General features: G+C 34.4%; 13 protein-coding genes and 1 other RNA gene. 5 read left to right on the top strand and 9 right to left on the bottom strand.

The features are described from left to right. Positions 1-4 precede the first annotated feature (4 nt). The 6 genes from AACP56_RS02060 to AACP56_RS02035 all read right to left on the bottom strand — a co-directional run bounded on the left by AACP56_RS02060 (position 5) and on the right by AACP56_RS02035 (position 6,330). Complete coding sequence (locus AACP56_RS02060) at positions 5-2,113, bottom strand: tetratricopeptide repeat-containing sensor histidine kinase (RefSeq protein ID WP_339333976.1); 2,109 nt, start codon at positions 2,111-2,113, stop codon at positions 5-7. Positions 2,114-2,215: 102 nt separating this feature from the next. Continuing rightward, positions 2,216-2,362, bottom strand: coding sequence for a hypothetical protein (locus AACP56_RS02055; protein WP_339333978.1), 147 nt, complete (start codon positions 2,360-2,362; stop codon positions 2,216-2,218). 147 nt (positions 2,363-2,509) lie between these two features. Then, positions 2,510-3,244 (bottom strand): LytR/AlgR family response regulator transcription factor, encoded by a 735-nt coding sequence (locus tag AACP56_RS02050; RefSeq protein WP_339333980.1) that lies wholly within the window; start codon positions 3,242-3,244, stop codon positions 2,510-2,512. Between the two features lie 107 nt (positions 3,245-3,351). Next, the gene (locus tag AACP56_RS02045) at positions 3,352-4,893 is read right to left on the bottom strand and encodes a choice-of-anchor Q domain-containing protein (RefSeq protein ID WP_339333982.1); all 1,542 of its coding nucleotides are present in this window, start codon (positions 4,891-4,893) and stop codon (positions 3,352-3,354) included. An 11-nt stretch (positions 4,894-4,904) separates the two neighbouring features. Continuing rightward, the gene (locus AACP56_RS02040) at positions 4,905-5,297 is read right to left on the bottom strand and encodes an acyl-CoA thioesterase (protein ID WP_339333984.1); all 393 of its coding nucleotides are present in this window, start codon (positions 5,295-5,297) and stop codon (positions 4,905-4,907) included. A 1-nt stretch (position 5,298) separates the two neighbouring features. After that, the gene (locus AACP56_RS02035; RefSeq protein ID WP_339333986.1) at positions 5,299-6,330 is read right to left on the bottom strand and encodes a glutaminyl-peptide cyclotransferase; all 1,032 of its coding nucleotides are present in this window, start codon (positions 6,328-6,330) and stop codon (positions 5,299-5,301) included. A gap of 89 nt (positions 6,331-6,419) precedes the next feature. On the opposite strand from AACP56_RS02035, the gene ffs reads away from it, so the two are divergent. From ffs to fsa, 3 genes are all read left to right on the top strand, one after another. After that, positions 6,420-6,518, top strand: an RNA gene (ffs, locus tag AACP56_RS02030) — signal recognition particle sRNA small type. 51 nt (positions 6,519-6,569) lie between these two features. Next, entirely contained in the window at positions 6,570-7,376 is an 807-nt protein-coding gene (locus AACP56_RS02025; protein ID WP_339333988.1) for an SDR family oxidoreductase, read from the top strand. Positions 7,377-7,411: 35 nt separating this feature from the next. After that, positions 7,412-8,068 (top strand): fructose-6-phosphate aldolase, encoded by a 657-nt coding sequence (fsa, locus tag AACP56_RS02020; RefSeq protein ID WP_339333990.1) that lies wholly within the window; start codon positions 7,412-7,414, stop codon positions 8,066-8,068. A 61-nt stretch (positions 8,069-8,129) separates the two neighbouring features. Here the strand turns inward: fsa and AACP56_RS02015 are convergent, their stop codons facing one another. After that, positions 8,130-9,530: a TlpA family protein disulfide reductase gene (locus AACP56_RS02015; protein WP_339333992.1), complete on the bottom strand. Its 1,401-nt coding sequence runs from the start codon at positions 9,528-9,530 to the stop codon at positions 8,130-8,132. A gap of 164 nt (positions 9,531-9,694) precedes the next feature. On the opposite strand from AACP56_RS02015, the gene AACP56_RS02010 reads away from it, so the two are divergent. Next, positions 9,695-11,323, top strand: a complete 1,629-nt coding sequence (locus tag AACP56_RS02010) for an ABC-F family ATP-binding cassette domain-containing protein (protein WP_339333994.1) — start codon at positions 9,695-9,697, stop codon at positions 11,321-11,323. Here the strand turns inward: AACP56_RS02010 and AACP56_RS02005 are convergent, their stop codons facing one another. Then, positions 11,324-12,037, bottom strand: a complete 714-nt coding sequence (locus AACP56_RS02005; protein WP_339333996.1) for a hypothetical protein — start codon at positions 12,035-12,037, stop codon at positions 11,324-11,326. Between the two features lie 220 nt (positions 12,038-12,257). Here AACP56_RS02005 and AACP56_RS02000 point away from each other — a divergent pair, with 220 nt between their 5' ends. Next, the gene (locus AACP56_RS02000; RefSeq protein ID WP_339333998.1) at positions 12,258-12,824 is read left to right on the top strand and encodes a fasciclin domain-containing protein; all 567 of its coding nucleotides are present in this window, start codon (positions 12,258-12,260) and stop codon (positions 12,822-12,824) included. A 13-nt stretch (positions 12,825-12,837) separates the two neighbouring features. Here the strand turns inward: AACP56_RS02000 and pheT are convergent, their stop codons facing one another. Continuing rightward, positions 12,838-15,258, bottom strand: coding sequence for a phenylalanine--tRNA ligase subunit beta (gene pheT / locus AACP56_RS01995; protein ID WP_339334000.1), 2,421 nt, complete (start codon positions 15,256-15,258; stop codon positions 12,838-12,840). Between the last annotated feature and the right edge of the window lie 102 nt (positions 15,259-15,360).

Genomic DNA, 15,360 nt, shown 5'->3' with positions numbered 1-15,360 from the left:
TTAATTATACTTCTAAAGCTTTCTTTGGCTTGTAGGAGTTTTTTTCTTTGAATTTGCTATCGTAGTTATCTAAAGATACACTAATTATCATTTCCGTTCCTTTACCAAGAGCACTTTTTATTTTTAAATCCCCATTTATCTTTTCAACTCTGGATATAATATTTTTTAGGCCAATTCCCTTTTTACCTTTTTTTACATTGAATCCAACCCCATCATCCACTACTTTTAGTAAAATTTTATTATGCTCTACATTTAGATTGACCGTTATGTTCTTGCATTTTGCATGCTTCACACAATTTTGCAAACATTCTTGTACTATGCGGTAGGTATTTATCTTTATATCTCCTTCTAAATCATCCCAATCAAAAGAGTCAGTAGGATTAAATGAAATAGCAATTTTTGATGAAGAACTCACGGTATCTATCAAATCTTGTATTGCTATTATGTAATTATTTATCTTTTTGTATGCCGCACTATTTAGTTCATGGGAAATTGTTCTTACTTCCTCTTCCAATTCTTGGAGCTTTTCAATAAGTTCCGCACGTTGTGCTATCGCAGACTCATCGCTACGTTCGTTCAAACCACTTAAAATGAGTCTAATACCAAGCATTTGGCCTAAAATACCATCATGAATTTCTTCTGATATTCTTTTTTGTTCAAGTTGTTTACCTTCTTGAAACTTACCCTGCTGCGAAAGCATTAAATTGTAAATTTCTTGATTGCTTTCTTGCTGTTCTTGCTGAAATCTTAACTTTTGATTATTGGATCCCTGATTTATGATGACAAAAACGCCTAAGCCTAATAATAAAAGCCCAATAGTAATTCCGATCAATGTTTCTTTTTCCTTTGCCAACGATTCATTTTCTTCAATAACTTCATCTGTTTCCAGTTCAATTCTAGCAAATTTGTCCTGTATGGCACGTTCTTGTAGTTGTAACTCTTCACTAAGACTAAAATAGGCGTCTGCATATTGCGCACTGTTCTTTTTGTCTAGTATGGTCAAAAGCTTAAGGGAACTTAATAGTCTATCGTTATTTGATGTTTCCCCAGCAATTTTTCTTCCTAGTAGTGCATTTTCTATTGCTAAACCTGTCTTCCCAGCCTTATGTAATACTTCTGCCTTATATTCATAGTTACGTGCCTTATCATAAGTTATTCCTAAGCTGTCTAAGATTTTATTAGAATTTTCAAATTCTTGAATAAGAAAACTAAAATCAGTAATACCATTTTTAAATTTGGCATAGGCCAGACCACTTTTGGCTTTGGAATATAACTTTGTTCTTTTTTGGAATAGACTGTCGGTCTGTAAAAGTTGGCTATAAAATGATATGGCTTGGGGGTAATCTCCATTACGGAGATTGGTTGATGCCATATTGTTAGTGTTGGTGGTATTTTGCCGATATCTTTTATTCTCTCTTGAGAAACGAATAAATTCTTTGGCTTTTCTATGGTATTGTAAAGATTTGTCAAATTTTTGCATACCAGTTTGGGCAATAGCTAGTCTAGTGTAGGCATCAAATAACTCCTCATCCATATCATTATCAGCGTAAAACTGAATTGCCCTGACGATATCCTTTTCTGCTCCTATATAGTCTTTATTATTGTCTTTTATATCTGCTAGAGAAAATAAAATTCTTCCTGGGTAATCTCTAGAAGTGGTATTAAGGTCAGCTTTTAAAAATAAATTATATGCTTCTCGATAGTGATATATGGCGCTATCCGGTTGAATACGTCTGAAAAAGGTTCCTAAATCCCAATGGGCTTCGCCATGCGATTTGTTGTCCTCAATATGTATCGAACTTTTCATCAACTCTTTGTTTACTTGTCTAAAAAAAGCAGAATCTGTTCGACTGTTAATCCTTAAAGAAATATCAGATAAGTATTTTGTTTTTGCTCTGGTATTTGGGCGTTCTTTTATGATATCAAAGGCTTTGTTTAATAGCTCAACTTTTTGTTGCTTGGAAAATTCTGGTTTTTTTGAAGACTCAATCCAGAGGGCTATACTATCTTTAGTTTCTTTTTGTTCTAGTGAAACACTTGTCTTATTTTTAGGAGTACAGCTTAAAGTACTTAGGATAACACCAGTAAGAAGTAAAGATAATTTCCACGTCATGTATGTAGTATAAATCGTATAATTAACAAAATCCCTACTTACAAGATACAAAAAAACCCCAAGTGTTAACATTTGGGGTTTCAAGATAAATTTATTTGATAACTAACTTCCTCTTTTCACTTCATCTACATCATCATCGTCGGTTGCATCTATATATAGTTGTTCTTCTTCAGTGGTACTTTCTGTTTCGCAAGAATAAAAGCCAAATGTCATTGTTGCAATTGCCAAAATACTCAATACTTTTTTCATGTGTTTTAAACTTTAATAGTTATAGGGAATCTTTTTAAATAATATGATAAAAATATAGAAAGACCCTTTCGTTGGGAGTATTATACTTTTTTCGGTGGTAAAATGACCAGTTCTATTAGTGAATGGACTATTTCTATAAGAATTTTATTAATTAACGTGTTGAATCGCGTTATTGGAGAGTAAGATTTGCAATTCGTCAATTCGTGTTTTGTAGGACTTAGAGAACGGAATTTCCTTAGAATTATTTCTTAGTGTACAAATACATTTACCATAATTAATTCTAGAAACATATTCACTATTAAGGATGTAGCTCTGGTGAATTCTAATAAATTTTTTTGGTAATGCCTCCTCAAAAGACTTTAAAGTTTTAAACGCACTAACCTTATCACCATCTGTAAGAATAAAATCTGTAGCATTGTTATCTGCCTGTAAGTATAGAATTTTACTAGTATCCAAATAGTGGAAATCGCGATATGTTTTTAAACAAATAGTGCTTGGTGTTTTTTCTTTTGGGTGTTGCCTTCTTAATTTGAAAACTGTTTTTCGGACATCAAAATCTGAATAGGGGAATAACCAATAATCAAAGAACCCCTGCTTCAAAGCATCATATGCAAATTGTTTGGAGTCAGAATAACCAATAAAAATTGGCATCTTTCGGATGTACTGATGTAATTCAGTAATCATTTTAAAATATTCCTCGGCATCATTATCTGTGAGGTTCACAAAAACAACATCTGGCAGATGCTTTAAAATCATACTCATACCATCATAATGATTATGAACAATATCACTCAGTTCAAAATCATTATAATCACTCAAGTAATCCTTTAGCATTAAACAGGAAGCTACTTGAGAATCTATCACGGTATAGAGATAACTCATACTTAATTTGTTGATAGCTAAGGTAATAACGGAATTTGAATACGGATTGCATTTTTCCCTTAAAAAAACTATGGTTTTTCTTTACCGAAAATTATTACAAGTAGAAACTAATTTTCTGTAGAGTACTCGTAAGCTCCTATATCTGGTAGGTTTTCGCGGTTGACACCTAAAATGTCCAATGGGGAAAATTGGGAAAATTGGATATTGCCATTATCTACTGCAATCGAATTTGGCAATAAGGAGAAGTCATTCTCTGGGGTATTTTGAAAAGCCGTTTCACCATTTAAAAAAATAGATTCAAAAAAAACTGTATTATCAAAATCATATAGGGGATTGCCATTAAATTCATTACCAGTGTCATTAAATTTTATAGTGCAGGTATCAAAGTTGTATTGAAACATAGCATCATCATTTTTTAATAAGCCCAATTCAATACGTCTATTGCCATCAATAATAGTATTGGAGAAACTTGCATTAACTAAATCTGAAGTTATAACCTGGTTCTGACTATTTTCTTCGGAATTTGTGATTATCAAGCTAGGGGTATTTCTAAAACCATTTTGCCAGTAATTAGCTATTGTAGTATGGTTAAAACTATAGTCGCCTCCTAGTCCCAAAACAGCTGAAGCAAAGCCCGCACCCCCTAAAACCAAGTTCTCCGCATCAATCTTGGCCGTTCTTGTCCTTAGATTAGAGTTTAAACTGTTATATATCTGCGAGTTACCAATCTGTAAATTTGGGTTATCGAAATCTCCGTCACCTTCAACAAATAAACCAATAGTGGCATTTTTTATCGTCAAGTAATTTATTTGATTATTGGTACTGCCCCTTGCAAACCAAATTGTTCCCCATTGTCCTGGGATATTGGCAAATTCAGGTTCCAACCGATCACCTTCAAATATGACTTCGTTTTCCAATACTTCTTGGTCCATGCTCAATGCACCATTTATCTGTATGCTACCATCTGGGCTTACCAAAATACCTGAACCCTTATGGAAATGGACCCGTGCACCAGCTTGGAAATTTGCAGTTCTTTCATTGGGTACGGCTGCATACCCATAAATGACATAGGGTTTCTCATTAGAAAAGTCAAGTTCATCATCTTCAAGAAAAAAACCTTCAATCCTAATTTCATTTCCTTCTTCATCCAAACCCAACAATAAGGTTTCAGTAGTGCCATTTGATAAAGTCCTAGGATAAAGGAAAATGGCATCTTTAATAAGTGTTACCAATTCCACCTGCTGTGCTGTATTTGAAGAAGCAAATTCAATAGCATCTGTGTAGAGAAATTCATTCTCATTTACATCTTCAAGGGGAGTGGTAATTTCAATGAAGATAAAAAGACTATCTTTTGCCAATAAAGGCACATTTTCAAACTCTTTACCAGCGGCACCATCAACATTCAAACGATAATTACTTTCTAACCCATTTCTTAATCCAATAGAAGGAATTTTAATGTCGTCATTAGAATTATTGTAAACCTTTAAAGAATAAGTACTACTACCAATATTTGCGAATACAGTATCTAAAAAAACAGTATCCTTGGAGAATTCCAAGTTGCCAGTTGAGGGCTTAAAGTCAAAGTCTTTTCTACAAGATGTTCCCATAACCACTAAAGCAGTTACAGCTAATATGGCCGTATATTTCAAGGTTTTATAAGTCAAGAATCTTGAAAAAGGTTTTTAATTTTATCCGATATCCTCATAGGCTTAAGTGTTTTGGAGTTTAATAAACACCATTCAGTTACTGATTTAACAAACAATTTTCCAGTTTTATTGTTCTTTATTTCTACTTGCCTATAAGAGATTGGGCCTTTTGTGTCTTTTATAGTAGTCGTAACCAACACCTCATCATCTAATTTAGCAGCGTTATAGTAAGTGATGTCATGCCTTCTTACGACCCAAATACATTCTAGTGAAAGGTCTTTAGAAGCCTCTTGCCAATGTTTTTTGGATATTTCTTGAATCCAATTCACGTAAATGACATTGTTCACATGATCTAAATCATCCAAATCACTTTGAACTACTTTTTTCACCAGACCATAGAAATTCATATTACTTTTTGATGATATTTACCTCAAAAAGTTTGTCCCAGTTTTTACCGGTAACAAAAAAGGTTTTACGCTCTGGATGGTAAGCTACTCCATTAAGAACATCTACTTGTGGATGTTGCTCAACCTTTTCTTTGAGCCCTCCAAAATTTATAACGCCCTCTATGGCTCCAGATTTGGAATCAATAATCATCATACTTTCTTTTTGCCATACGTTCGCATAGATTTTTCCATCAACATACTCCAATTCGTTCGCTTTATTGAAGATTGATTTATTGGTAACCGTTTCTATAAAATCAGTTTCGGTAAGGTTTGCCGGGTCTAGAATCCAAATTTTTTCTGTACCATCGCTTTTGTAAATTTTTTGACCATCGTTGCAAAGACCCCAACCCTCTTTGCTCTTTCCATAACTAAAGGTTTTAATCTTAGACAAATTTGTTTTGTTGTAAACGTAGCCAAGACCACTTTGCCATGTTAGTTGATAAATTTTGTCTTCTAATACGGTTAACCCTTCTCCAAACACAGAATCGTCCAACGCTATCTCTTGTAATACCTGACCTGTTTTATAATCTATCTTTCTTAGTCTTGATTTTCCTTTGCGCCCAGTACCTTCATAAAGGGTATCATTTTTAAATTCTAGTCCTTGTGTAAAAGAGGTTTTGTCATGGGGGTAAGTATTAAGAATCTCATAAGTGTATATTTCTGGGGACTTTTCAGCTAGTATTTTTATTTTTTTAGTAATGTCTACAGAATCGTCTTCAAAATCAATTTTAGCAATCAAAATCTTGCTCCCTAACTTATCTATATTAAAGTTTATTTTTCCATTTTTTACTGAAAGTTTTTTTCCATCAATAAAGTAATCCACTTTTTTGATATTTAGATTTTGCTTGTTCTTTATTGAAACTGCTACACTTTCATTTTTTTTGAACTGTTTCTTTTTGCTTTCAAACTGAATATCAAATAGTTTGGTTTTATCCGTTGTGCCACCACAGGCCAGAAAAAAAGTTGATAGTATGGTAAAAAGAAAAATCTTCATAAATTTTTTAGTTTTTCAGCTTTTAAATACAACGCAAATTAAGCATGTCTAGGGATTGCGACAAATTTAAAAGGTCGTATATTTGCCCTTGGCAAGTCCTACACGACCAGCTCCTGCAAAATCCCCCAGGGTGGGAACGCAGCAAGGGTATGCGGTCGTAGCGGTGCGATGTAGGTAGCTTGCCTTTTTTTGTGCCTTAAAGTTAAGGAACAGCGACAAGTTTTCTCTATTTTTGCGCCATGGACAACAAGGTAGTTTTAGTTACTGGAGGGTCATCAGGAATAGGTAAAGCTATAGGTGTATATCTAACTAAAAAAGGGTATAAAGTATACGGAACTACTCGTAATCTTAATAAACTTCCTGACTTCAAAGATTTTGAATTACTTGAGCTTGATGTCACCAACGAAAAAACCATAAAACTTGCCATTGCTCATATTCTTAAAAATGAGGGTAGAATAGATGTGGTTGTAAACAATGCAGGCGTAGGTATAACAGGACCTATTGAAGAAACCCCTATCAATGAGATAAACAAGGCTTTTGATACCAATTTTAATGGCCCTATCCGGGTTATCCAATCTGTTTTGCCCCAAATGAGAGAGCAAAAAAATGGACTTATCATTAACATTACCTCAATAGCAGGTAATATGGGTTTACCCTATAGAGGTATTTATTCGGCTACTAAAGGAGCATTAGGTTTGGTTACCGAGGCCATACGGATGGAGACAAAAGAGTTTGGGGTAAAAATTACAGATTTGGCACCAGGGGATTTTGCAACCAATATAGCTGCAGGTCGTTATCATGCTCCCACAGGGGAAGAATCCAGTTACAGCTCATACAAAAGGGTTTTGGATACGATTAATGAGGATGTTAATGTTGCGCAAAATCCAAATCTAGTAGCAAAAAAAATACATTCCATTATTGAAAAGTCAAACCCGAAAGTTCATTATTCTGTTGGAACTTTTGTACAAAAACTATCTCTTTTTTTAAAACGTATTTTGCCTGGTAAGCTCTACGAAAAATTGCTTTTAAACCATTATAAGTTGTAGCTTTACAACAATTAGAAAACCTTAAACTCACACGAATGAAATTTTTTATAGATACGGCGAATCTTCAACAAATAAAAGAGGCCCAAGAATTGGGTGTTTTGGATGGTGTAACTACCAATCCCTCATTAATGGCAAAAGAAGGAATTACTGGTAAAGAAAATATTCTTAAACATTATGTTGATATCTGCTCAATTGTTGATGGTGATGTTTCGGCAGAAGTAGTATCTACGGATTTTGACGGTATAGTTAAAGAAGGCGAAGCTTTAGCTAAACTGCATGACCAAATAGTGGTAAAAGTCCCCATGATTAAAGAAGGTGTAAAGGCCTTAAAGTATTTTTCAGATAAAGGAATCCGTACAAATTGCACCTTGGTATTTTCTGCGGGGCAAGCCTTATTGGCAGCAAAGGCAGGAGCAACATACGTGTCGCCTTTCTTAGGTAGATTGGATGATATTTCTACAGATGGACTTAATCTAATTGCAGAAATTAGACTTATTTATGACAATTATGGTTTTGATACACAAATTCTTGCTGCCTCTATAAGACATACTATGCACGTTATAGATTGTGCAAAATTGGGAGCAGATGTAATGACAGGACCTCTTTCCTCAATTGATGGATTGCTTAGGCACCCTTTGACCGATATTGGGTTAGAAAAGTTTTTAGCAGATTATAAGAAAGGAAATTCATAGTAGAATTGACTTCTTACATTATATGGAAGCCTAGGCAATTGATTTTATTTGTCAAGGTTTTTTATTTGGAGATAAGTGATTTGCTTGTAAATACATTCGCAAAGGCATCAACTATTATTGTGTCTTTCGTTATGATACATTTGCTAAGGTTGTCTATTATTAAAGCCTCCTGCGCTTTTTCAAAATTTGGACTTCTATATTGACTGTTTTTATCAATAGAGTGCTCTTCAATCATTGTTAACCATTTTTCCTCTGGAGTCCTCAAATTAATACCTACAAAACGATAGTCTGGGTTTTTCTTTTCCAATTTTTTTACATGCCGCAAGATATTCCTGAAATGCCTTTTTTGGTCTCCGGTCCAAAAGTAAAACACAACTTTACCATCCTTGGATATAGCTTTCATACTTGTACTATCACCACTTGTATTTTGTACAACCAGTTTAGGAACATTTTCATTAGGTTGCAATGCTTTTATTCCATTGTATAGGTGGTTTATTTCTGCTATATGTGCTTCATTATCAGAGAGTTTATGAAAAGTATCTATAAATTGGTTGCACTCATTATTTACTTTGTGTACTTTTAATAAATAATTCATCGCAACGTTTCTAAAAAGGTTGTTTCGAAGATGTTCTTCTTCGACCAGACTATCAATCAAATGCATTTTATGCTTGTTTAAATGCAAATGGTCTTTAGATGACATCATTTTTTCCATACCACAATTTTGAACGCATACCATGTAGGATAAGTTCCCAAACCTATTGTTTACGTAGTTATAGTAAGGTCTAAAATAAGTTAATGAAGCATCATTTAGATTCAAGTTTTTACGATAATCATAGAAACTTGCATCAAGCTTGTGTATTGTTTCCTCGCCAGACTTTTTCTTATGTATGAAAGGATATTTCTCTTTGTATATGTAACTGTTATAGTCTATTGATGCTTTGGCCATTTTAAAGGCTCCTTCAGATACATTGCTTGAATTCTTTAATAGGTTCAGTTCTTCTAACTTTTGATTTCTTAAAGAATCTATTTTTCTCCCAAACTTTTCAGGTGGAAACTGATAATAAGAATAGACAAGTTGCTCTTCGTCTTCATAATTTAAGAACATCTCCAATAAGAAATTATTGACCTCTTCATTGGTTCCGGAGAACACCAAAGATTCATCAAAAGCTACGGTATTTAGTCTTATTATTAGGCTGTCACCTTTTTCCAGATATACATATTGCAATTCTGGAGAATGATCAAAATGATGTAAGCCCTCTTCTATATTTGAAAGTTTAAAAGAGAACCTATTATCCTTGTTTAATCTTGCCGAATCTACCACTTTATCGTCCTTGTAAAGCACAATATAGTCACTTGTTGGGTTTACTATTTCGCCAGAAAAGTATACAGATTCGTTAGATTCTGATTGCTGACCACAAGACGCTAATAAACAAAATGTTAGGCAGAGTAAAGCTCTTTCCATAAATAATCTTAAGCTTAACAAAGCTAACAATCCATGGGAGGGCTGTCTGTTAATGGCTAGTTAAATGTTGTTAAACCCCAGTTTTTGTAGGTTTTCTTCTTGATAGAAGTAGTTGGTATAAGGGATTAATTTTAGCTATTTTTGCAAAAAATTAAAATAAAGAAATGCTTTCAGTATCTAATTTATCCGTTCAGTTTGGGAAAAGAGTTTTGTTCGATGAAGTAAACGTTGCTTTTACCCATGGCAATTGCTACGGCATTATTGGGGCCAATGGTGCAGGAAAGTCTACTTTTTTAAAAATATTGGCCAACAAGATAGACCCTACATCTGGTCATGTGCATTTAGAGCCTGGAAAGCGTATGTCTATTCTAGAGCAAAACCACAACTCCTTTGATGAATATCAGGTTTTGGAATCTGTTGTAATGGGTAATAAGCCTCTGTTTAAAATAAAAAAGGAAATAGATGCCCTTTATGCGGATTATACGGATGAGAACGCGGAGAAGATAGGTGAGCTGCAGGTTCAATTTGAAGAAATGAACGGTTGGAACGCAGATAGTGATGCCGCTGCATTATTGTCCAATCTTGGTATTCCTGAAGAATTGCACTATACCACAATGGCAGATATGGACTCAAAACTTAAAGTAAGGGTGCTGTTAGCCCAAGCTTTATTTGGAAGCCCTGATGTTTTAATTATGGATGAGCCTACCAACGATTTGGATTACGAGACTATAAGCTGGTTGGAGAACTTCTTAGCTAACTATGATAATACAGTAATAGTGGTATCGCACGATAGGCACTTTTTAGATGCTGTTTGTACTCATATAGCGGATATTGATTTTGGTAAAATAAACCTATATTCCGGTAATTACACTTTCTGGTATGAGAGTAGTCAATTGGCTGCCAGGCAGAGAGCTCAACAGAATAAGAAAGCAGAAGAGAAGGCAAAGGAACTACAAGAGTTTATAATGCGCTTTAGCGCTAATGTTGCTAAAAGTAAACAGGCCACTTCTAGAAAGAAAATGCTGGATAAACTTAAGATAGATGATATAAAACCTTCTAGTAGAAGGTATCCTGCGATAATATTTGATAGGGAAAGAGAAGCGGGTGACCAGATTTTAAATGTAGAAAAGTTAACCGCTACTTCTGAAGATGGTGATTTGTTGTTTTCCGATATTGATATAAATCTGGCAAAAGGGGATAAGGTAGCAATTATTTCTAAAGATTCAAGAGCAACAACTGCGTTTTATGAAATTGTTGCAGGAGATAAGAAACCAGATTCAGGTAAATTTCAATGGGGAATAACCACCACACAATCTTATTTGCCTGCAGATAATGAAAAGTACTTTGATGAAAACATGAACCTTGTGGATTGGTTACGTCAATGGACCAAAACTGAAGAGGAAAGAGAAGAAGTTTATGTGAGGGGCTTTTTAGGAAAAATGCTTTTTAGTGGCGAAGAGGCACTTAAAAAATCAACTGTACTTTCTGGAGGTGAAAAAGTACGATGTATGTTAAGCAGAATGATGTTACTAAGAGCTAATGTCCTTTTGCTTGATGAACCCACAAACCATTTGGACCTGGAAAGTATTACTGCATTTAATAACAGTCTTAAAAACTTTAAAGGCACTGTTCTATTAACCACACATGATCATGAGTTTGTACAGACCGTTGCCAATAGGGTCATCGAAATTACACCAAAAGGCACGATTGACAGGCACTTGACATTTGATGAGTACATGTCTGATAAAACCATTAAAGAACAGCGTAAAAAAATGTATGCCGTTATGGCCTAATTAGCCATTAAAGTATTTACTGTTCCAAATTGCCGGATTAAAATTTTTGCCTTGGGCAAAAGCATAGTAGATAACTATTGCGCCTATGGTTTTGAACATAAAGAAAAAAAGAATCCAAAACTGAGCGTTCGAGTTAGATTTTGAAAATAATCCGTCAGGAACTAGGATAGCAGCAAAATAGCTAACTACTAACGTAGTAATGGTCAAATTTATCATCCCTTTAAAGGGCCAGACCAATAGTTTTCTCATTGGGTGCAAATCGTTTCCCCATTTATGGATTAAGTAGAAATATCCGTTACCAATAGGGGCAAATAAAAGAGGGTCATCTTTATCTTCTAACTTGAATAACTTAGAAGGGGCCATAATTTTAAAACCCTCCAAGATCATGTTATGCTCTTTTTCTAGATGCTTTATTTTAGAAATAGCCTTTTGAGGAATTTTACCTTTGAAGTACTTGGAATCTAAAAAACGCAATCTGTAATCGGTGCAAATTCTTTTTATCTGTTCAATATGATAGATTTTATCCGTCTCTAATAAGTCAAAAACAAATTGATTATCAACTGCTTGCGAAGAACTAGCAAGACGGTTTTCAATTTTACCTTCAAAATCTTGCGCTAAAATTTTCTGGACTTCTGATAAGATTTTATTTTCAGAACTGGATTTGCTCTTTAAACGAAGCAGCTTATCCTCGATGTTTGTCTTTTGTAGTATCATTTCTTTTCATAGCTTTTTCCAAAGTTACTTAATTGCAATTTTTTCATCGAGAACGTTACAATTTATCAAACGTTAATTATTTGTTAATTTCTATGAACTGCACTCTGATTTTAAAGTAAATGTCCCTTAAAGAGTTAACTTACCGATGTTTTTGGTATTTCATCGATTGCCGACAATATTTTTGCCTTACAAATAGAACTGAACACTAATTGTTATACTAATGAAAATCCCCCATAAAATAGCCTACTTATCACTTGCATTTTTTTGTCTAAATTTTAGTTTTGCGCAAAATACTGATTTAAATACTTCAAGGTCAGAGGTGTATAAAACAGAATCTAACAATCATATACAAGAGGCTATAGCTACGGAAAATCACAAAACCCTTATTGCGGCTTTAAAATCTACAGATTTAGAAGAGTCGTTGGATGAAAATGTACCTTTTACAATTTTTGCTCCATCTGACATTGCATTTTCGAAACTTTCCCCAAGTAAGCTTAAAGAGTTATTGAATTCTGACGATAAGAATGAGCTTAAATCGGTTTTAAAGTATCATATTGTAGCTGGAAAACTCACTGCTTCCAAAATTTTAAAGGCACTTTGTAGGGGAAAAGGTAAAGCGACATTTACAACCATCCAAGGGAATAAAATAACTGCAACTATGCGGGGTTTAGATATTATACTGACCGATAGCATGGGAAATTCTGCAAAGATTACAGTTGCTGACTCTACGCAAGGTAATGGCGTTATGCATGAAATTGACAGTGTAATTCTTCCAACAAGAATCTAAATTTATTTCATTTTTACCTAAGTTCAGCTCCAAGTTGTTGGACGTAAGCATTTTGTAATTTTGACATTATTTTGTCTATTTGCTTATCTGTCAATGTTTTAGATGTATCCAGTAAAGTAAAGCTCACTGCATAGGACTTTTTGCCATTTGGTAGATTTTTCCCAGTGTAAACATCAAACAGGTTTACTTTCTTTAAAAACTTTCTTTCAGTCTGAAAAGCAATATTATGAATTTCCTTAAATGGAATATTTTCATCAACAAGTAATGCAAAATCACGGTTCACTTCAGGAAATTTTGAAACTTCTTTATAGACAATAGTATTTTTTGAGGCAAGGGCCATGAGCAAGTCCCAATTAAAATTGGCGTAGATTGCTTCATTTTTTACACCAAGTTTATTGCTGTAAGATTTATCTACAACACCCAATGACAATAGTATTTTATCATTTTTTTCAAATGAAATACCTTCTGAAAGGTAGTTCGTATTGGTTATTTTTTGGTTGAAGCCGGTTATACCAATTCTGTTCAGTATACTTTCAGAAATTCCCTTTAAAAAGAAAAAGCCAGAATGTGAGTTAGGAGAAGCCCAGCTATTTTCAAACTGGTTCCCTGTTACTAATAAGGAAAGTTCAGATTCCTCATTGTATACACCTTCACTTTTTTCATAGGTCTTTCCAAATTCAAACAATTTCAAATTTTGCTTTCTTCTATTCTGGTTGTGTGCTATAGCAGTTAAACCAGAAAATAGCATAGACTCACGCAAAACGGCTAAATCCGTACTGAGCGGATTAAGCATTTCTACATTTTTTGAACTGTTGACTCCCTCTTTATTAGCATCAGCGGGAACGAGACTATTTGTCATTATTTCAAAAAAGCCTCTTGATGCCAATAGGTCCCCTATAACATTTTGTAATTTGTGGTTTTCAAATTTAGAAGTGCTAGCTACAGATGCAGTAAACTTTTGCTTATAATCTATATTATTATATCCGTACACTCTTAAAATCTCTTCAATTACATCAACCTCACGTTGAACATCAGTCCTGTATGAAGGAATAGTAAGGCCTAGACCAGATTCTGTAACATTGTTCACTTTTATTTCTAAAGAACTCAGTATTGACTTTATGGTGTCTTTTGGTATTTCTTGACCAATAAGTTTGTATATCTTCTCGAAAGTCAAGAAAACCTGGAAATCATCTTTCTTTTTTGGATACAAATCTATAATATCCGAGGTAATCTCTCCCCCAGCGACTTCTTTAATAAGTAAGGTAGCTCTTTTAAGAGCATATTCAGTAGTATTAATATCTATACCACGTTCAAACCTAAACGAAGCATCAGTATTTAAGCCATGGCGCTTTGCGGTTTTCCTTATGGAAACAGCATCGAAATAAGCACTTTCTAAAAAAATAGAAGTAGTATCTTCTGTAACTCCTGAGAACTTCCCTCCAAAAACACCAGCAATACACATTGGCTTCTCGTTGTCACATATCATGAGATCATCTTCATGCAGCTCACGTTCAATATCATCAAGAGTAACAAACTTTGTGCCTTTTGGCAGTGTTTTAACCACTACCTTATTGCCCTTTATTTTAGAAGCATCAAATGCATGTAACGGTTGCCCCAACTCATGCAAAACATAATTGGTGATATCTACAATATTGTTTATTGGAGATAGCCCAATAGCTTTAAGCCTGTTCTTTAGCCAAGTAGGAGAATCTTGAACCAATAATCCACTAATGGTAACCCCACAATATCTTGGTGCAAGCAAGTTGTCTTCAACTTCTACATCCAACTTTAAAGACCTATTGTCTATAGAAAAAGTACTGGTAGACGGGGTTATTAATTCTTTTACAATTTCTTTTTGTTCCAATCCCGCCTTTAAATCTCTGGCTACCCCAAAATGGCTCATTGCATCAGAGCGATTAGGAGTTAGTCCAATTTCAAAAACCTGGTCTTTTTCAATTTCAAATACTTCACTGCATGGAGTGCCGGGTTTTAGATCATCATTAAGGACCAAAATACCATCATGGCTTTCTCCAAGACCCAATTCGTCCTCAGCACAAATCATTCCATGGCTTTCCTCTCCTCTTATCTTACCTTTTTTTATTTGCCAAGGCTCATTGTTATTAGTATATAGCGTGGTGCCAATAGTTGCAACTGGTACTTTTTGGCCAGCAGCCACATTTGGTGCTCCACAAACTATTTGGACAGGTTGTTCTTGACCAATATTTACGGTAGTCAACTTTAAGCGATCTGCGTTTGGATGATTATCACAGGTCAATACATGACCAACAACAACACCTGCAAGTCCTCCCTTCACGGATTCGAAACCAGAGATGCCCTCTACTTCAAGGCCTAAATCGGTCAAAAGTTCTCCCGCTTTTTCCGCTTTCCAATCTAGTTGCAAAAATTGCTTTAACCAGTTGTATGAAATCTTCATTGGTCAGTTTTAAAGTTTGCAAATATAAAACATTGGTTACTCACATTCAATCTACATTTTTAGCAAAATCATTGCCCAAAATGTAAGTAGAGCAGTATATTT

The sequence above is a fragment of the Croceitalea sp. MTPC6 genome, from assembly GCF_036985525.1.
Taxonomy (GTDB): Bacteria; Bacteroidota; Bacteroidia; order Flavobacteriales; family Flavobacteriaceae; genus Croceitalea.
Note: the sequence above shows the minus strand (reverse complement) of the source record. Positions and strands in the feature narration are given on the sequence as shown.

Excerpts from the sequence above, each read along its gene's own strand:
- AACP56_RS02060 (WP_339333976.1), bottom strand. The coding sequence starts at position 2,113 with ATGACGTGGAAATTATCTTTACTTCTTACTGGTGTTATCCTAAGTACT.
- AACP56_RS02055 (WP_339333978.1), bottom strand. The coding sequence starts at position 2,362 with ATGAAAAAAGTATTGAGTATTTTGGCAATTGCAACAATGACATTTGGC.
- AACP56_RS02050 (WP_339333980.1), bottom strand. The coding sequence starts at position 3,244 with ATGAGTTATCTCTATACCGTGATAGATTCTCAAGTAGCTTCCTGTTTA.
- AACP56_RS02040 (WP_339333984.1), bottom strand. The coding sequence starts at position 5,297 with ATGAATTTCTATGGTCTGGTGAAAAAAGTAGTTCAAAGTGATTTGGAT.
- AACP56_RS02035 (WP_339333986.1), bottom strand. The coding sequence starts at position 6,330 with ATGAAGATTTTTCTTTTTACCATACTATCAACTTTTTTTCTGGCCTGT.
- AACP56_RS02025 (WP_339333988.1), top strand. The coding sequence starts at position 6,570 with ATGGACAACAAGGTAGTTTTAGTTACTGGAGGGTCATCAGGAATAGGT.
- fsa (WP_339333990.1), top strand. The coding sequence starts at position 7,412 with ATGAAATTTTTTATAGATACGGCGAATCTTCAACAAATAAAAGAGGCC.
- AACP56_RS02015 (WP_339333992.1), bottom strand. The coding sequence starts at position 9,530 with ATGGAAAGAGCTTTACTCTGCCTAACATTTTGTTTATTAGCGTCTTGT.
- AACP56_RS02010 (WP_339333994.1), top strand. The coding sequence starts at position 9,695 with ATGCTTTCAGTATCTAATTTATCCGTTCAGTTTGGGAAAAGAGTTTTG.
- AACP56_RS02005 (WP_339333996.1), bottom strand. The coding sequence starts at position 12,037 with ATGATACTACAAAAGACAAACATCGAGGATAAGCTGCTTCGTTTAAAG.
- AACP56_RS02000 (WP_339333998.1), top strand. The coding sequence starts at position 12,258 with ATGAAAATCCCCCATAAAATAGCCTACTTATCACTTGCATTTTTTTGT.
- pheT (WP_339334000.1), bottom strand. The coding sequence starts at position 15,258 with ATGAAGATTTCATACAACTGGTTAAAGCAATTTTTGCAACTAGATTGG.